Here is a 17,403-nt window from a genome sequence, read left to right as displayed (position 1 = left end):
TGCGGGCTTGCCCGCGAGGCAGGCGACACGGTATTACCCATATGCTGCGGTGATGCTATCGCAGGCAAGCCAGCTCCCACCTTGTCCGGGGCTACCCATGCAATCCAAGGAGGTCCAACTGCATCATGAAAGACGCCACCCTCGCCCTGCACCACGGTTTCAAGTCGGACCCGACCACCAAGGCCGTTGCCGTGCCGATCTACCAGAACGTCGCCTTCGAGTTCGATAACGCCCAGCACGGCGCCGACCTGTTCAACCTCGACGTACCCGGCAATATCTACACGCGGATCATGAACCCCACCAATGACGTACTGGAACAGCGCATGGCCGCCCTGGAGGGCGGGATCGCGGCCCTGGCCGTGTCGGCGGGCAGCGCGGCGATTCACTATGCCATCCAAGCCCTGACCCGCGCCGGCGACAATGTCGTCTCCACCCCGCAGTTGTACGGCGGCACCTACACCCTGTTCGCCCACCTGCTGCCCAGCTTCGGCGTTGACGTGCGCTTGGCCCGCAATGACTCGGCCGAGGCCATCGCCGAGCTGATCGACGACAACACCAAGCTGGTGTACTGCGAAAGCATCGGCAACCCGGCCGGCAACATCGTCGACCTGCAAGCCCTGGCCGACGTTGCCCATGCCCGCGGCGTACCGCTGATGGTGGATAACACCGTCGCCACGCCGATCCTGTGCAAGCCGATCCAATTTGGCGCGGATATCGTCGTGCATTCCCTGACCAAGTATGTCGGCGGCCACGGCAACTCCCTGGGCGGGGTGATTGTCGACAGCGGCACCTTCCCCTGGACCGACTACCCGCAGAAATTCCCCGGCCTCAACCAGCCGGAGCCGGCCTACCATGGCGTGGTCTACAGCGAGAAATTCGGCCCGGCGGCCTTTATCGCCCGCGCCCGCACCGTGCCGCTGCGCAACACCGGCGCGGCCCTGGCCCCGATGAACGCCTTCCTGCTGCTGCAAGGCCTGGAAACCCTGGCCCTGCGCATGGAGCGCCACACCGAGAACGCGCTGAAAGTAGCGCAGTTCCTGCAGGCCCACGAACAGGTGGAATGGGTCAGCTACGCCGGCCTGCCGGATCACCCGCACCATCACCTGGCGCAAAAGTACATGCAGGGCAAACCCTCGGCGATCCTGTCCTTCGGCCTCAAGGGCGGCTATGCCGCTGGCGTGCGCTTCTACGATGCGCTGCAAATCTTCAAGCGCCTGGTGAATATCGGCGACGCCAAGTCCCTGGCCTGCCACCCGGCGTCCACCACCCACCGGCAGATGAACGAGCAGGAGCAAGCCAAGGCCGGCGTACGTCCAGAGATGATCCGCCTGTCGGTGGGCATCGAGGCGATCGAGGACCTGCTCAATGACTTGCAGCAGTCACTGAACGCCTGACTCAACCCCGCTCGCCGGCCAGATAGGCCACCAAGGCCTGCTGCCCGGCGTAGGGCGGGCGCACAAAATACGCGACCTTGTGCTGCAAGGTCGCTGGCGCGAAGGCGTCGTGCAGGTCGGGGTGCTCCTGGGCCAGCCATTGCAGCAGGTTGTCCACCAGGGTCACGCTGGACTGCTCGCCAAGCTGCTTGAGTAACGTGGCGGGCACCTCCCACCAGGGGCTTTTCCTCGCCGCCCCCACGACCGTAGCCGGCACTTCATGAAGCTGGCCGTTGATCCAGTAGCGTCGAAATACCGCAAGCAGCTCCCCCGCCCCAGGCCCCAGCGCGTGCAGGATCGGCAGTAGATAACCACCCTCCCAGAAGCGGAAAAACACCTCCTGTCCCTCGGGCAAACGCACCTTGGTCAGGCTGGCGAGATGCTCGACCACCGTGGGCAGCGGGCTGGAGGAAACGCCCAGCCAACCCCAATCGGTCGCGGCGCATTCAGCCACCCAGTCGAGAAACCCACTGCTGTCGCTGACCAGCGCCACATAGGGCATGACTTCAGCCCAGGTCGCGTACTCGCTGCCAGCCCACACCGGGCTCAGTGGCCCGCCATCCGCCTGGCGCCAGGCCGCCACCGGCTGGCACTCGCTGGTGCTGGCCAGGATGACGAACAACTGCTCGCCAGCCTGCAACGGCTCCCGGGCCAGCCACTCACGCGGGGTCATCATCGCACGCCTCCCACTCGATGCTGCGGGGTCTCACAGACACCCTGCTTGCAGCGCTCACATTCCTCGCAGAACGGCGCGCTGCGCTTGAGGCTGAACACCTGCGCGGCACTCAATGGCGCTGCCAACGCCGCCAGCAGCGTCTCCTGAACACCCGGGCGCAAGGGTGATGGCGCCACGGCCACCGACGGCGCGCCACCCTGCTGGATCGGCGTACTGCTGAAAATCCCCCCGGCCGACAAGGTGATCCACTGCCCACCGGCTTGCAGCGTCAGGCTGGCACCACCGTCGACCACCATTTGCTGGCCCGCGCCAAGGCTGATCTGCTGGCCCGCCTGCAACGAATAGCGCGCCACTTGCACCTGCTGCTGGCCCGCGATCAGCAGATGATCGTCCTGCTTGAGTTCCGTCAGCCGGTTGCCGTGGGTAATGCGCTGCTCTTGGCCGTGCAACTCGTGGTGCGACTCGCCACTCACCTGCACATGGCGCTGGTGATCCACCTGCAGGCGCAAATCGTGGAGCACATGCTGGGTCCAGTCACGCTGGGCACGCAGGTAGATCTCCTCGGCGCCCTTGCGGTCTTCGATACGCAGCTCGTTATAGCCGCCACCTCCGGGGCTGCTCTGGCTGCGGAAGAGGCTGCGGGTCTTGTCCGCCGGCAGGTCGAGGGGCACCGGCGTCGCGCCATTGGCCAGGCAGCCGAGCACCAGCGGCATGTCCACATCGCCGTTGACGAAGCCCACCAGCACTTCCATGCCTACCCGCGGGATCACCACGCTGCCGTAATGCTCATGGGCCCAGGCACTGGCAACCCGCAGCCAGCAACTGGTGTGTTCGTTGTATTGGCCGTGGCGATCCCAGGCCAGTTGCACCTTGACCCGGCCGAACTCATCGCAATGGATTTCGCTGTCCACAGGCCCGGTGACCACAGCGTTCTGATAACCGCCGATCGGCGCCCTGGCCGCAGGCAGTGGCGGGCGAAACGGTACATCCCAGGGCGTGGCGAAGAACTCGTTGCGGTAGCCCTGCTCATCCACCGCGCCAACGGACTCTTCCAGCACTTGCGGCTGTCGGCCCTGGTGGATTACCCGTGTCACCAGCCACAGGCCGTTCCACTCCTGGCGCGGATGGTCGGCCAGTGTGAGGAACTGCCCGCTGACCAGTGCCGGCTGATCGCTCTCGCCCTGGGCCTGGCGCTGGTCGCTGCGATGACGCTCCAGCGCCCGTTGCGCCAGGTGCTTGCCATGGGCACGGTCGGTGAAATGCCCAGGGTAGCCCTGGGCCTCCAGCGCCGGCAGTTGCTCACCGAGGGCGGCGCTTTCCAGCACCAGGCGCGGCTTGCGAAAATCATAGTCGCGCAGGTTGACCCCGGTGGTCCGTGCCTCCAGGCGCAGCGTGAAACGCTTGATCACCGGCGCTGCCGCCACCATCCCCGAGCCCGGCGCATAGCTCGTCGGCTGCCCGGCCTGGGCAAACACCGTCTGGTCATCGCCGAACACCAGCCGGTGCCCGTCCGGCGAATGCTGGAAGTGATAGTGAATCCCCAGTTCGGCGCACAGCCGCTGGATAAACGCCAGGTCGGTTTCATCGAACTGCACGCAGTATTCACGTTCGGGATAGGTCGCACCCAGGCGCCATTCAAAGGCATCGCGCTGGATACCCTGCCCTTCCAGCACCAGGCTGACGATCTGCGGCACCGTCTTGTGCTGGAAGATGCGCTGGTGGGCACTGTGTTGCAGGTAGGCCAGCTGCGGCACCAGGCTCAGTTGATAACGGGTCAGGCGCCGGCCCGAGTCACCTTGCGCCACCCGCTGGACCTGCCCATGGATACCATGGCCCTGGGCATCGAATGCCAGGAAGGCCTGGCGATGCAGGAGGCTCTCCAGATCCAGGTCCGGCTGTTCGCTGACCAGTTCAAGGTCAAAACAATAGGGCTGACTGATAGCCTCCTCGCCCCTGAACGCCAGGACCTTGAGGTCACTGGGCTGGCCATCGACGGTCAGGTTAAACGCAGGGTGGTTGGCAGGAGCGAACATCCGGTGTTTCTCTGCAAGTGAAGGGCCTGGGATTCTGCACCAGCCATTTGCCAAGCTGCGTGCGCTGCAGGGAATTCAGTAAACCCCTACAAGACAACCGCCACCGTCGCACCGAAAAAAAAGGCCCGCCATCCAGGGATGCGGGCCTTTTTTCAGTTCAGCGGGCCATCAAGGCCAACATGAACGCCTCACTTGTTGAGGTTGTAGTCTTTCTCGGCAGCCGTGAAGCGCTCAACCATACCGGCAGTCGGGGCGCCCATCTTGCTCACGAAGTAGATCGCCAGGCTGGCGAACAGGAAGCCTGGGATGATTTCGTACAGGCCCAGCAGCTCGAAGTGTTTCCACACGATCACGGTGATCGCGCCGACCAGGATCCCGGCCAGTGCGCCGTTGCGGGTCATGCCTTTCCACAGTACCGAGATCAGGACCACAGGACCGAACGCAGCGCCGAAGCCGGCCCAGGCGTAGCTCACCAGGCCCAGTACGCGGTTTTCCGGGTTGGCGGCCATGGCGATGGCGATCAACGCCACCACCAGCACCATGATCCGGCCGACCCATACCAGCTCAAGCTGGGACGCGCCCTTGCGCAGGAAAGCCTTGTAGAAGTCTTCGGTCAGGGCGCTGGAGCACACCAGCAACTGGCAGCTCAGGGTGCTCATCACGGCAGCCAGGATGGCCGACAGCAGCACGCCAGCGATCCATGGGTTGAACAGCAGCTTGGCCAGTTCGATGAACACACGCTCAGGGTTTTCGGTCACGGGACCGGCGACTTCAGGGTGTGCCGAGAAGTAGGCAATACCGAAGAAGCCGACCGCCACAGTGCCGGCCAGGCACAGGATCATCCAGGTCATGGAGATACGACGTGCCTTGGCAATCGACTTGACCGAATCCGCCGCCATGAAACGCGCCAGGATGTGCGGCTGGCCGAAATAGCCCAGGCCCCAGCCCATCAGCGAGATGATGCCGATGAAGGTGGTGTTTTTCAGCATGTCGAAGTTGGTTGGATCGTTCGCTTCGATGGCCAGGAACGTGGTATCGACACCGCCGGTGGCCAGCAGCACGATGATCGGCGTGAGGATCAACGCGAAGATCATCAGCGTGGCTTGTACGGTATCTGTCCAGCTTACTGCCAGGAAACCACCAATGAAGGTGTAGGCAATCGTCGCCGCGGCACCGGCCCACAGCGCAGTCCCGTAGGACATGCCGAAGGTGCTTTCAAACAGACGGGCGCCGGCCACGATGCCGGAGGCGCAGTAGATGGTGAAGAACACCAGGATCACCACTGCCGAGATAATCCGCAGCAGGCCGCTCTTGTCTTCAAAGCGGCTGGAGAAGTAGTCCGGCAGGGTCAGGGCGTCGCCGTTGTGTTCGGTCTGCACGCGCAGGCGACCGGCCACAAACAGCCAGTTCAAGTAAGCACCGACGACCAGGCCGATGGCGATCCAGCTTTCCGACAGGCCCGACATGTAGATGGCACCTGGCAGGCCCATCAACAACCAGCCGCTCATATCCGAGGCGCCAGCCGAGAGTGCGGTGACGACGCTGCCGAGGCTGCGACCACCGAGGATGTAATCGGAAAGGTTATTGGTGGAGCGATAGGCCATGAGACCGATCAGCACCATTGCCGCGATGTAGATCACAAATGTGATCAGGGTTGGATTACTTACGCTCATTGAGTTACGCCCTGGCTTTGTTTTTATGTAGCGGCGGTCTGTCAGCCCATCTACAAAAGAGTCGTTTGTAGACGAAACTGCGTGCCGCGCATTTATGACTGACGTTTCCCCAGGAAAGCCATCAGCCGATGAACCGAACTTTGCAGATGGTTGCACCTTGGTGCGCGAATGCTATTCAACAAAGCAAATAAGGTGCAACCAGTTTCGTGAGAATTAGTTGCACCTGTACGCGTTTTTCGGCAAACGGCAGGTTTTTGCTCCTTTTCGGAGCAAGAACAGCCAAATCCAGAAGCAAATGCACCAATACCAAGCCGATTCCGTCGAGTCAAAATGATTTCTGACGAGCAGCGCGGATTTCATGAAGAAAATGGGTTGCACCCGGTTGCACCTCGTACTGCGCGAAGCTAATCTTGCCGCCAGCTGATGCCACGCAGTAGTGGCACCCATGAGGATAAAAATATGGCTACGACCACCCTTGGGGTCAAACTCGATGACCCGACCCGCGAACGCCTGAAGGCCGCCGCGACCTCCATTGATCGCACGCCGCACTGGCTGATCAAGCAGGCAATTTTCAATTACCTGGAGAAACTCGAGGGTGGTGCAACCCTGACCGAGCTCAACGGTTCAGGCCTCAAGGACGCAGACGACGCTGGCGAGGTGCAGAACGACCACGCCCACCAGTGCTTCCTCGAATTTGCCGAGAGCATCCTGCCGCAATCGGTGCTGCGCGCCTCGATCACCGCCGCTTACCGCCGCCCCGAGCCGGAAGTGGTGCCGATGCTGATCGAGCAGGCCCGCCTGCCCGCGCAGATGGCCGAGGCCACCAACAAGCTGGCCGCCTCGATTGCCGAAAAACTGCGTAACCAGAAGAGCGCCGGCGGCCGTGCCGGTATCGTCCAGGGCCTGCTGCAGGAGTTTTCCCTGTCGTCCCAGGAAGGCGTGGCCCTGATGTGCCTGGCCGAAGCCCTGCTACGGATCCCGGACAAGGGCACCCGTGACGCGCTGATCCGCGACAAGATCAGCACCGGCAACTGGCAGCCGCACCTGGGCAACAGCCCGTCGCTGTTCGTCAACGCCGCCACCTGGGGTCTGCTGCTGACCGGCAAGCTGGTCGCCACCCACAACGAGGCCGGCCTGACCTCGTCCCTGAGCCGCATTATCGGCAAGAGCGGCGAGCCGATGATCCGCAAGGGCGTCGACATGGCCATGCGCCTGATGGGCGAGCAGTTCGTCACCGGCGAAACCATCGCCGAAGCCCTGGCCAATGCGAGCAAGTTTGAAGCCAAGGGCTTTCGCTATTCCTACGACATGCTCGGTGAAGCCGCACTCACCGAACACGATGCACAGAAGTACCTGGCCTCGTACGAACAAGCCATTCACTCCATCGGCAAAGCCTCTCACGGCCGTGGGATTTATGAAGGCCCGGGCATCTCCATCAAGCTGTCGGCCCTGCACCCGCGCTACAGCCGCGCCCAGTACGAGCGCGTCATGGACGAGCTGTACCCGCGCCTGCTGTCCCTGACCCTGCTGGCCAAGCACTACGACATCGGCCTGAACATCGATGCCGAAGAAGCCGATCGCCTGGAGCTGTCCCTGGACCTGCTCGAGCGCCTGTGCTTCGAGCCGCAACTGACCGGCTGGAACGGTATCGGTTTCGTGATCCAGGCTTACCAGAAGCGCTGCCCGTACGTGATCGACTACGTGATCGACCTGGCACGCCGCAGCCGTCACCGCCTGATGATCCGCCTGGTAAAAGGCGCGTACTGGGACAGCGAGATCAAGCGCGCCCAGGTCGAAGGCCTGGAAGGCTACCCGGTGTACACCCGCAAGGTGTACACCGACGTTTCCTACATCGCTTGCGCACGCAAGCTGCTGTCGGTCCCGGAAGTCATCTACCCGCAGTTCGCCACGCACAACGCCCACACCCTGTCGGCCATCTACCATATTGCCGGCCAGAACTATTACCCCGGCCAGTACGAGTTCCAGTGCCTGCACGGCATGGGTGAACCGCTGTACGAACAGGTTGTAGGCAAGGTTTCCGAAGGCAAGCTGAACCGTCCGTGCCGCGTGTACGCTCCGGTCGGCACCCACGAAACCCTACTGGCCTACCTGGTGCGTCGCCTGCTGGAAAACGGCGCCAACACCTCGTTCGTCAACCGGATCGCCGACCAATCCATCTCGATCCAGGAGCTGGTGGCCGATCCAGTGGCCAGCATCGAGCAGATGGCGACGCTGGAAGGCGGCTTCGGCCTGCCGCACCCGCGTATCCCGCTGCCGCGTGACCTGTATGGCAGCGAGCGCGCCAACTCGGCCGGTATCGACCTGGCCAACGAACACCGCCTGGCCTCGCTGTCCTGCGCCCTGCTGGCCACTGCGCACAACCACTGGAAGGCCGCGCCGATGCTCGGCTGCGCCTCCAGCAATGAAGCCGCTGTGCCAGTGCTGAACCCCTCCGACCTGCGTGATGTGGTCGGCCATGTCCAGGAAGCCACCGTCGAAGACGTCGATAACGCGATCCAGTGCGCCCTCAATGCCGCACCGATCTGGCAGGCCACCCCGCCGGCCGAACGCGCCGCGATCCTGGAACGGGCCGCCGACTTGATGGAAGGCGAGATCCAGCCACTGATGGGCCTGCTGGCCCGTGAAGCCGGCAAGACTTTCGCCAACGCCATCGCCGAAGTGCGTGAGGCCGTGGACTTCCTGCGTTACTACGCGGTGCAGGCCCGTAACGATTTCACCAACGACGCCCACCGCCCACTGGGCCCGGTGGTGTGCATCAGCCCATGGAACTTCCCGCTGGCGATTTTCAGTGGCCAAGTCGCCGCGGCACTCGCCGCCGGTAACCCGGTACTGGCCAAGCCGGCCGAACAAACCCCGCTGGTCGCCGCGCAAGCCGTGCGCCTGCTGCTGGAAGCCGGCATCCCTGAAGGCGTGCTGCAACTGCTGCCGGGCCAGGGCGAAAGCGTCGGTGCCCGCCTGGTGGGCGATGATCGCGTCAAAGGCGTGATGTTCACCGGCTCCACCGAAGTGGCCCGCCTGCTGCAACGCAATGTCGCCGGGCGTCTGGATGCCCAGGGCCGCCCGATCCCGCTGATCGCCGAGACCGGTGGCCAGAATGCGATGATCGTCGACTCCTCGGCACTGACCGAACAGGTGGTGATCGACGTCGTGTCCTCGGCCTTCGACAGTGCCGGCCAGCGTTGCTCGGCCCTACGTGTACTGTGCTTGCAGGAAGATTCGGCAGACCGCGTCATCGAAATGCTCAAGGGTGCCATGGCCGAATGCCGCCTGGGCAACCCGGAGCGCCTGTCCGTGGATATCGGCCCGGTGATCGACGCCGAAGCCAAGGCGGGCATCGAGAAACACATCCAGGCCATGCGCGACAAAGGCCGCACTGTGTACCAGGTGGCGATTGCCGACAGCGAAGAAATCAAGCGCGGCACCTTCGTGATGCCAACCCTGATCGAGCTGGAAAGCTTCGACGAGCTGCAACGGGAGATCTTCGGCCCGGTCCTGCACGTGGTGCGTTACAAGCGTAAGGAAATCGACCAGTTGATCGGCCAGATCAATGCGTCTGGCTATGGCCTGACCCTGGGCGTGCACACCCGTATCGACGAGACCATCGCCAAGGTGATCGACAACGTCCATGCCGGTAACGTCTACGTCAACCGCAACATCGTCGGTGCCGTGGTCGGCGTGCAGCCATTCGGTGGCGAAGGCTTGTCGGGCACCGGTCCGAAAGCCGGTGGCCCGCTGTACCTGTACCGCCTGCTGTCGACTCGTCCTACCGATGCGATCGAGCAATCCTTCGTACGGGGTGATGCACTGGCCGCACCGGATGTGCGCCTGCGTGACGCCATGAGCCAACCGTTGACCGCCCTCAAAACCTGGGCCGACAGCCATAAGTTCAGCGACCTGAGCGTCCTGTGCAGCCAGTTCGCCGCGCAATCGCAAAGCGGTATCACCCGCCTGCTGGCCGGCCCGACCGGCGAGCGCAACAGCTACGCCATCCTGCCCCGCGAGCACGTCCTGTGCCTGGCGGATGTGGAAGGCGACCTGCTGGCGCAACTGTCGGCGGTATTGGCCGTAGGCAGCTCGGCGGTGTGGCCGGAATCTGACCTGACCAAGGCGCTGTTCCCACGGCTGCCGAAGGAAGTTCAGGCGAAGATCCAGCGTGTAGCCGATTGGACCAAGGACGAAGTGATCTTCGACGCCGTCCTGCACCATGGCGATGGCGACCAACTGCGTGGGGTTTGCCAGCAAGTGGCGCAGCGCAGTGGCGCGATTGTCGGGGTCAATGGCCTGTCTTCGGGCGAAACCAACATTGCGTTGGAGCGCCTGGTGATCGAGCGGGCGTTGAGCGTCAACACGGCTGCGGCAGGGGGTAATGCCAGCTTGATGACCATCGGCTAGTCCACCGATCACTCCCACGCTCTGCGTGGGAGTGCCGCCCAGGACGCTCCGCGTCCGCGACGCAGAGCGTCGCAAGAGGCGTTCCCACGCAGAGCGTGGGAACGATCTTGTGTATCCAGCCTTTGTTTTGCTGCTCCATCACCCAGATCAATCTTGCTATCGCGCCTCTATTCGCGCACTTAGACTGCGGCCTATTCCCACCTAGGTAAGCCGCCATGTCCGAGACGCTCCTCAGTTCCCGCAATCTGGCTTTCGAGCTGTACGAAGTCCTCGATGCCGAGGGCCTGACCCAGCGCGAGCGGTTTGCCGAACACACTCGCGAAACCTTCGATGCCGCCATCGGCACCGCCCGCTCCATCGCCGAAAAGTACTTCGCCCCGCACAACCGCAAGGGCGACGAAAACGAACCGCGCTACGAAGACGGCCAGGCGATCCTGATCCCGGAGGTGAAACCTGCCGTGGATGCCTTCCTCGAAGCCGGCTTTCTGAATGCGGCGCGCAGTTTTGAAGCCGGTGGCATGCAACTGCCGACACTGCTGTCCCAGGCCTGTTTTGCGCACTTTCAGTCAGCCAATGCGGCCTCCACCTCGTACCCGTTCCTGACCATGGGCGCGGCCAATCTGATCGAGAGTTTTGGCAGCGAGGAGCAAAAGCGGCGTTTTCTGCAACCGATGATCGAAGGCCGGTTCTTCGGCACCATGGCCTTGACCGAGCCCCATGCTGGCTCGTCGCTGTCGGATCTGCGCACCCGCGCCGAGCCCGCGGCGGACGGCACCTACCGCCTCAAGGGCAACAAGATCTTTATCTCGGGCGGCGATCATCCGCTGTCGGAAAATATCGTGCACATGGTCCTGGCCAAACTGCCGGATGCGCCTGCCGGGGTGAAGGGCATTTCGCTGTTTATCGTGCCCAAGTTCCTGGTCAATGACGACGGCAGCCTGGGCCCGCGCAATGATGTCGTGCTGGCTGGGCTGTTCCACAAGATGGGGTGGCGCGGCACCACCTCCACGGCGCTGAACTTCGGCGATAACGGCGAGTGTGTTGGTTATCTGGTGGGCAAGCCGCACCAGGGCCTGGCCTGTATGTTCCAGATGATGAACGAAGCGCGGATTGGCGTTGGCATGGGCGCGGTGATGCTCGGTTACGCCGGTTACCTGTACTCCCTGGAATACGCCCGGGAACGCCCGCAAGGCCGCCTGCCGGACAGTAAGGACCCGAACACCGCGCCGGTGTCGATCATCCAGCACGCGGATATCAAACGCATGCTGCTCACGCAAAAAGCCTATGTAGAGGGCGCTTTCGACCTCGGCCTGTACGCGGCGCGGCTGTTCGATGACACCACCACCCTGGACAACGAGGCCGGGCGCCAGCAGGCCCATGAGCTGCTGGACCTGCTGACCCCGATCGTCAAATCCTGGCCCTCGGAGTTCTGCCTGAAGGCCAACGAACTGGCGATCCAGATTCTCGGCGGCCACGGCTACACCCGCGACTACCCGGTGGAGCAGTACTACCGCGACAACCGCCTGAACCCGATCCACGAAGGCACCCACGGTATCCAGTCCCTGGATCTGTTGGGGCGCAAGCTCGGGCAAAATGGCGGCGCGGGGTTGAAGCAGTTGATCCGCCTGATCGCCGAGACCGGCGCACGGGCCCAGGCCTATCCATCACTCACGGCATTGCGCGAACCGTTGGAACAACTGGTGGCACGCCTGCAAAGCGTGACCCTGGGGCTGTTGACGGATCTCGCCCAGGGCAAGGTCAACAGCAGCCTGGCGAACTCGGCGCTGTACCTGAAAGTGTTTGGGCATATGGTGATTGGCTGGCGCTGGCTGGAACAGGCGATCCACGCCGAAGAAGGCTTGAGCAAGGGCAATGCGGCAGATGTCGCCTTCTATAAAGGCAAGCTGCAAGCGGCCCGGTACTTCCTGACCTGGGAAGTGCCGGGCTGCCATCATGAACTGTCGATCCTGCAGGCACGGGACGATACGTGCCTGGCCATGCAGGATGAATGGTTCTGATCAGGGCTGGCCGATGGCCTTGGCAATGACGTCGACCGTGGCGCTGACTTGCTCTTGGTAACGATCGAGTTCCTGCTGGTGACGCTGCTGCATGTCGATCTGCTCGGCACATAGGTTCAGCGCCGCCAGCACCAGCAGTTTATCGCCGATCAGGGTCGGGTACTTCTGCTTGGTGGTGGCCAGGGACGCCTTGAGCAGGGTCACGGCCTTGAGCAGGGTGTTGTCCTCCCCGTCCGGGGCCTTGATCGAGTAATCCTCACCGAGAATCGAAACGACCTTTATCCCGTCATTCATGCGCTGACAGGACCTGCGCTCACACGCTCAACCAACGCCTGGATACGGGCTGCGGTGGCGCCCTGCTTTTCTTCCTGCTCCATCAGGTTCAGTTGCAGGCTGTCGTTCTCATCCTTGGCGCGGGCCAGTTCCGCCTTGAGGGATTCGTTGGTACCCAGCAATGCTTGATTCTGCTGCACCAGGTCACTGACCAGTTGTTCCAGTTGGCTGAGGGATGTTTCTAACATTTTGAATTCTCGGGCTTTTTCAAAGGGCGGTGACGATAAAGAAAAATCACCGTGGAAGCCAGGGATATCCTGGCGCGCAGCCTTGATTTCATGGGCCAGGCCACGCTGTAGAGCCTTAGTGACTGTATTTACGCCATCTGGTTCCTCAATCCATTCCAATGCGCAGCGTGTGCGACAAAAGCGCGCACCCCCTCAAGACTTTAGTCGTATGTCCGATAGGTCAGGCTTACCCCGCCTCAACGCCGCACGGATCGCGCCTATCCCAGGACCACTGCATGTCTCTTCGTAATATGAATATCGCGCCACGTGCGTTTCTCGGCTTCGCGTGCATTGGTGCGCTGATGTTGTTTCTCGGTATTTTTGCCCTGAACCAGATGGGCAAGATCCGGGGCGCCACCGAAAACATCACCCTGCGAAGCGTGCCGAGCATTCGCGCCCTCGATGACTTCACCCAACTGACCCTGCGCCTGCGCGTGCTGTCCTACCGCCTGCTGACCAACCGCGAGCCGGACGTGCAGCAAAAGACCCTGGAAGCCTTTGAACTGCGCAACCAGCAGATCCGTGCGGCCCAGGACGAGTATGAAAAGCTGATCGACAGCCGCGAAGAACGCTCGGCCTATGACGAGTACGTACGCCTGCTGGGCCAGTACCGCCAGATTGAAGAGCGGATGAAAAGCCTGTCGCGCAACAACCAGACCGAAGAGCTGCGCACCTTGCTCAACACCGAACTGTTGAACAACTCCGAGGCGGTCAATGCCGTCCTGACGCGCCTGCTGGACATCAACAATTCGATGGCCAACGACAGCAACCAGAAAGCCGCCGAGCAATATGATGCGGCTTTTAACCTGGTGGTGGCCTTGCTGGCGCTGGCCACGGCGCTGACCGTGCTGTTCGCCTGGCTGCTGACCCGCAGCATCACCCTGCCGATTGCCCAGGCGTTGAGCGCTGCCGAGAAGATTGCCGACGGTAACCTGACCCAGCCGATCAAGGTCGATGGCGACGACGAAGCCGGCCGCCTGCTGCTGGCGATGCACAAGATGCAGGAGAAGTTGCGCGACACCCTGCAACGCATCTCCGGCTCGGCCACCCAACTGGCCTCGGCTGCCGAAGAGCTGAACGCCGTCACCGACGAAAGCGCCCGTGGCCTGACCCAGCAGAACAACGAGATCGAGCAGGCCGCCACCGCCGTCAACGAGATGACCAGCGCCGTCGAAGAAGTCGCGCGCAATGCCGTCAGCACCTCCGAAGCCTCGAAGAACGCCACCGCCTCAGCCGGCGATGGCCGCGACCTGGTGCAAGAGACCGTCAGCGCCATCGAGCGCATGAGCGGCGACGTGCAGGGCACCGCCACCCTGATCGGCGCCCTCGCCGAAGAGTCGCGGGATATCGGCAAGGTACTGGATGTGATTCGCGGCCTGGCCGACCAGACCAACCTGCTGGCGCTCAACGCCGCCATCGAAGCCGCACGGGCCGGGGAAGCCGGGCGCGGGTTTGCCGTGGTGGCCGATGAAGTGCGGGCCCTGGCCCATCGCACCCAGCAGTCCACCAGCGAAATCGAGCGGATGATCGGCAGCATCCAGGTCGGCACGGAACAGGCCGTGGACTCGATGCGCAACAGCACCGAGCGCGCCGAATCCACATTGAACATCGCCAAAGGCGCGGGCATGTCCCTGGACACCATCAATAGCGCGATTGTCGAGATCAACGAGCGCAACCTGGTGATCGCCAGCGCCGCCGAAGAACAGGCGCAAGTGGCCCGGGAAGTGGACCGCAACCTGGTGAACATCCGCGACCTGTCGGTGCAATCGGCCACCGGCGCCAGCCAGACCAGTGCAGCCAGCAATGAGTTGTCGCGCCTGGCGGTGGATTTGAATGGGATGGTGGGGCGCTTTCGGCTCTGATTGAAGTCATGAGGAATGGAGGGCATTAACCTCCATTCCCCGCACGAAGATTATCGAGTGCGTTTGTGTCTATATAAAAACTCCCCATTTATCCTACGTCGCCCTTCCCCCCCAAAACCAAACTTCAACACAACAATAAAAACGCAAATATTAGAAACATACCAGCACTGGCAAATAAAAAGACGCCCGTGGAATACTTAATTATCGCACTAGCGATAAACCACCCCATTCGAGTTCGGGACATACATTCAAACACAGAGACGTGAAACATTATGACCATTTCGAACGTGAATAACTTAGTGACACTTCCCCCCGTTCAGGATTCTTCCTCCACCCCAGCGGGTGAAGCCCGGGGCATTAGAGTGAGCTCTAACGATAGAGGAGGAAACACCTACTCTATCTATGGCCCATCCGATCCAAGAGCCGGCTCTCATAAAATCCAGGGCTTCCAGACCGGTAAAGATCTCATAGATTTTTCCGACACTCTAAAACACATGGGCTTAAACTCTTTCGCCCTCCAAACCTTAGGTCCTGACGCCATAAAAAAACCAGGTGACACATTGTTGAACTGGGTTCCAGAAGACAATACAACCTATATTCATGTGCACAACCGACCGCCGCTTAGTATCACCGCAGAAGGCGAAGTAAGGAATGGGGATATTGTCGGCTCCGGCTGGACGTGACAACTTCCCTGACATTGCCCATATCAATAACAGGCAGTCCGCCTAACTAACCACAGTAGGTTCATGTTTTCTTAATGAGCCCGCGGAAACCAACACTAATCGCAACATACATATGTTTTTTGATAAGAAGCCACCCGCCGGCGATGAGTACTGGAACTACCTGCCATTTGATAGGCGCAACCTGAAAGCTTTTTGACAGCGTAGCAATTCAACAGGTTAGAATCGCTGGCACGCAGGCTGCATGGCCAGTCTGCGCCCCGCCTTTTTTTCCGGAGTACTGCCTTTGAATGCGACGACCATCAACAGCCTGTTCTTGATCGGCGCGTTGCTGGTAAGTGCGAGCATTCTGGTGAGTTCTCTTTCATCCCGCCTGGGGATCCCGATCCTGGTGATCATCCTGGCCGTGGGCATGCTGGCCGGCGTCGATGGCGGCGGGATCATTTTCGATAATTACCCTACCGCGTATCTGGTGGGCAACCTGGCATTGGCGGTGATCCTGCTCGATGGCGGCTTGCGGACCCGGGTCGCGAGTTTTCGCGTGGCACTGTGGCCAGCCCTGTCGCTGGCGACCGTGGGGGTGTTGATTACCACCGGCCTCACCGGTATGGCGGCAGCCTGGCTGTTCGACCTCAATATCATCCAGGGCTTGCTGATCGGCGCCATCGTCGGCTCCACCGATGCCGCCGCCGTGTTCTCGCTGCTGGGTGGCAAGGGCCTGAATGAACGGGTCAGTGCCAGCCTGGAAATCGAGTCCGGCAGCAACGACCCCATGGCAGTGTTCCTCACCGTAACCTTGATCGACATGCTCGCCAGCGGCCAGACCGGCCTGCATTGGAGCCTGTTGACCCACCTGATCCGCGAGTTCGGCATCGGCGGCATTATCGGCCTGGGCGGCGGTTGGCTGATGCTGCAACTGGTCAACCGGATCAACCTGGCCAACGGCCTGTACCCGATTCTGGTGATCGCCGGCGGCCTGTTTATCTTTGCCCTGACCAACGCCCTGCATGGCAGTGGCTTCCTCGCCGTGTACCTGTGCGGCCTGGTGATCGGCAACCGCCCGGTACGCAGCCGCCACGGCATCCTGCATATGCTCGACGGCATGGCCTGGCTGGCACAGATCGGCATGTTCCTGGTGCTGGGCCTGCTGGTCACGCCCCATGACCTGCTGCCGATTGCCCTGCCGGCCCTGGGCCTGGCGCTGTGGATGATCCTGTTTGCCCGGCCACTGTCGGTGGCGGTCGGCCTGCTGCCGTTCAAGGCCTTCCATGGCCGCGAAAAAGTGTTTATCGCCTGGGTCGGCCTGCGCGGCGCGGTGCCGATCATTCTTGCGGTGTTCCCGCTGATGGCCGGCCTGCCCCACGCCCAGCTGTATTTCAACCTGGCCTTCTTTATCGTGCTGGTGTCGTTGCTGGTGCAAGGCACCAGCCTGCCGTGGGTGGCCAAGCTCTTGAAAGTGACGGTCCCGCCCGAGCCTGCGCCGATTTCCCGGGCGGCCCTGGAAGTGCACGTCACCAGCGAGTGGGAGCTGTTTGTCTACCGCCTGGGGGCCGAGAAATGGTGCATCGGCGCCGCCCTGCGCGAACTGAAAATGCCCGAAGGCACGCGGATCGCCGCACTGTTTCGCGGCCAGCAACTGCTCCATCCGTCGGGTAGTACGGTGCTGGAAGTCGGCGACCTGCTGTGCGTGATCGGCCATGAACACAACCTCGCCGCCCTCGGCAAACTGTTCAGCCAGGCACCGCAACGGGGCCTGGACCTGCGCTTTTTCGGCGACTTCGTGCTGGAGGGCGACGCCCAGTTGGGCGCGGTGTCGGCGCTGTACGGGCTCAAGCTCGACGGCATCGACCCGGACATGCCGCTCAGCCACTTTATTACCCAGAAAGTCGGGGGCGCGCCGATTGTCGGCGACCAGGTGGAGTGGAACAACACCATTTGGACCGTCGCGGTGATGGACGGGAACAAGATCGGCAAAGTTGGCGTCAGATTCCCCGAAGGAAGTCGCCCGGGCCCCGGGCTCTTCCTCTAAACTGCGGGGCGACGGCGTGCCACTGG

General features: G+C 62.1%; 11 protein-coding genes and 1 pseudogene. 7 read left to right on the top strand and 5 right to left on the bottom strand.

Annotation, left to right across the window (positions count from 1 at the left end; translation table 11 throughout):
* Positions 1–125: 125 nt before the first annotated feature.
* Entirely contained in the window at positions 126–1,394 is a 1,269-nt protein-coding gene (locus AC07W7_RS05550; protein ID WP_495038887.1) for an O-acetylhomoserine aminocarboxypropyltransferase/cysteine synthase family protein, read from the top strand.
* 1 nt (position 1,395) lies between these two features.
* Here the strand turns inward: AC07W7_RS05550 and AC07W7_RS05545 are convergent, their stop codons facing one another.
* The 3 genes from AC07W7_RS05545 to putP all read right to left on the bottom strand — a co-directional run bounded on the left by AC07W7_RS05545 (position 1,396) and on the right by putP (position 5,815).
* Positions 1,396–2,109, bottom strand: a complete 714-nt coding sequence (locus AC07W7_RS05545; protein ID WP_495038886.1) for a DUF4123 domain-containing protein — start codon at positions 2,107–2,109, stop codon at positions 1,396–1,398.
* Positions 2,106–4,142, bottom strand: a complete 2,037-nt coding sequence (locus tag AC07W7_RS05540) for a type VI secretion system Vgr family protein (protein WP_495038885.1) — start codon at positions 4,140–4,142, stop codon at positions 2,106–2,108. The genes AC07W7_RS05545 and AC07W7_RS05540 overlap by 4 nt, the downstream gene beginning before the upstream one ends.
* A gap of 188 nt (positions 4,143–4,330) precedes the next feature.
* Positions 4,331–5,815: a sodium/proline symporter PutP gene (putP, locus tag AC07W7_RS05535; RefSeq protein ID WP_076961762.1), complete on the bottom strand. Its 1,485-nt coding sequence runs from the start codon at positions 5,813–5,815 to the stop codon at positions 4,331–4,333.
* A gap of 459 nt (positions 5,816–6,274) precedes the next feature.
* On the opposite strand from putP, the gene putA reads away from it, so the two are divergent.
* A complete protein-coding gene (gene putA / locus AC07W7_RS05530; protein ID WP_197881236.1) occupies positions 6,275–10,228 on the top strand; it encodes a trifunctional transcriptional regulator/proline dehydrogenase/L-glutamate gamma-semialdehyde dehydrogenase in 3,954 nt (1,317 codons plus the stop codon).
* Between the two features lie 215 nt (positions 10,229–10,443).
* Complete coding sequence (locus AC07W7_RS05525; protein WP_099170096.1) at positions 10,444–12,246, top strand: acyl-CoA dehydrogenase; 1,803 nt, start codon at positions 10,444–10,446, stop codon at positions 12,244–12,246.
* Here the strand turns inward: AC07W7_RS05525 and AC07W7_RS05520 are convergent, their stop codons facing one another.
* Both AC07W7_RS05520 and AC07W7_RS05515 read right to left on the bottom strand, forming a co-directional pair.
* Entirely contained in the window at positions 12,247–12,540 is a 294-nt protein-coding gene (locus AC07W7_RS05520) for a cell division protein ZapA (protein ID WP_076961759.1), read from the bottom strand.
* Positions 12,537–12,767, bottom strand: a complete 231-nt coding sequence (locus AC07W7_RS05515; RefSeq protein ID WP_029299225.1) for a hypothetical protein — start codon at positions 12,765–12,767, stop codon at positions 12,537–12,539. The genes AC07W7_RS05520 and AC07W7_RS05515 overlap by 4 nt, the downstream gene beginning before the upstream one ends.
* 158 nt (positions 12,768–12,925) lie before the next feature.
* On the opposite strand from AC07W7_RS05515, the pseudogene AC07W7_RS05510 reads away from it, so the two are divergent.
* The 4 genes and pseudogenes from AC07W7_RS05510 to AC07W7_RS05495 all read left to right on the top strand — a co-directional run.
* A pseudogene (locus AC07W7_RS05510) lies at positions 12,926–13,765 on the top strand (MCP four helix bundle domain-containing protein); the annotation flags it as partial.
* Positions 13,766–13,795: 30 nt separating this feature from the next.
* The gene (locus tag AC07W7_RS05505; protein WP_415756551.1) at positions 13,796–14,668 is read left to right on the top strand and encodes a methyl-accepting chemotaxis protein; all 873 of its coding nucleotides are present in this window, start codon (positions 13,796–13,798) and stop codon (positions 14,666–14,668) included.
* Positions 14,669–14,940: 272 nt separating this feature from the next.
* Positions 14,941–15,351 (top strand): hypothetical protein, encoded by a 411-nt coding sequence (locus AC07W7_RS05500; protein WP_495038884.1) that lies wholly within the window; start codon positions 14,941–14,943, stop codon positions 15,349–15,351.
* A 283-nt stretch (positions 15,352–15,634) separates the two neighbouring features.
* Complete coding sequence (locus AC07W7_RS05495; RefSeq protein ID WP_076961790.1) at positions 15,635–17,377, top strand: potassium/proton antiporter; 1,743 nt, start codon at positions 15,635–15,637, stop codon at positions 17,375–17,377.
* Positions 17,378–17,403: the final 26 nt, after the last annotated feature.

This window comes from Pseudomonas sp. GW821-FHT01D09 (assembly GCF_059422465.1).
This window is presented reverse-complemented; position numbering and strand designations above follow the sequence as displayed.

Coding starts and splice junctions, on each gene's coding strand:
- AC07W7_RS05550 (WP_495038887.1), top strand. CDS start 126: ATGAAAGACGCCACCCTCGCCCTGCACCACGGTTTCAAGTCGGACCCG.
- AC07W7_RS05545 (WP_495038886.1), bottom strand. CDS start 2,109: ATGATGACCCCGCGTGAGTGGCTGGCCCGGGAGCCGTTGCAGGCTGGC.
- AC07W7_RS05540 (WP_495038885.1), bottom strand. CDS start 4,142: ATGTTCGCTCCTGCCAACCACCCTGCGTTTAACCTGACCGTCGATGGC.
- putP (WP_076961762.1), bottom strand. CDS start 5,815: ATGAGCGTAAGTAATCCAACCCTGATCACATTTGTGATCTACATCGCG.
- putA (WP_197881236.1), top strand. CDS start 6,275: ATGGCTACGACCACCCTTGGGGTCAAACTCGATGACCCGACCCGCGAA.
- AC07W7_RS05525 (WP_099170096.1), top strand. CDS start 10,444: ATGTCCGAGACGCTCCTCAGTTCCCGCAATCTGGCTTTCGAGCTGTAC.
- AC07W7_RS05520 (WP_076961759.1), bottom strand. CDS start 12,540: ATGAATGACGGGATAAAGGTCGTTTCGATTCTCGGTGAGGATTACTCG.
- AC07W7_RS05515 (WP_029299225.1), bottom strand. CDS start 12,767: ATGTTAGAAACATCCCTCAGCCAACTGGAACAACTGGTCAGTGACCTG.
- AC07W7_RS05505 (WP_415756551.1), top strand. CDS start 13,796: ATGCACAAGATGCAGGAGAAGTTGCGCGACACCCTGCAACGCATCTCC.
- AC07W7_RS05500 (WP_495038884.1), top strand. CDS start 14,941: ATGACCATTTCGAACGTGAATAACTTAGTGACACTTCCCCCCGTTCAG.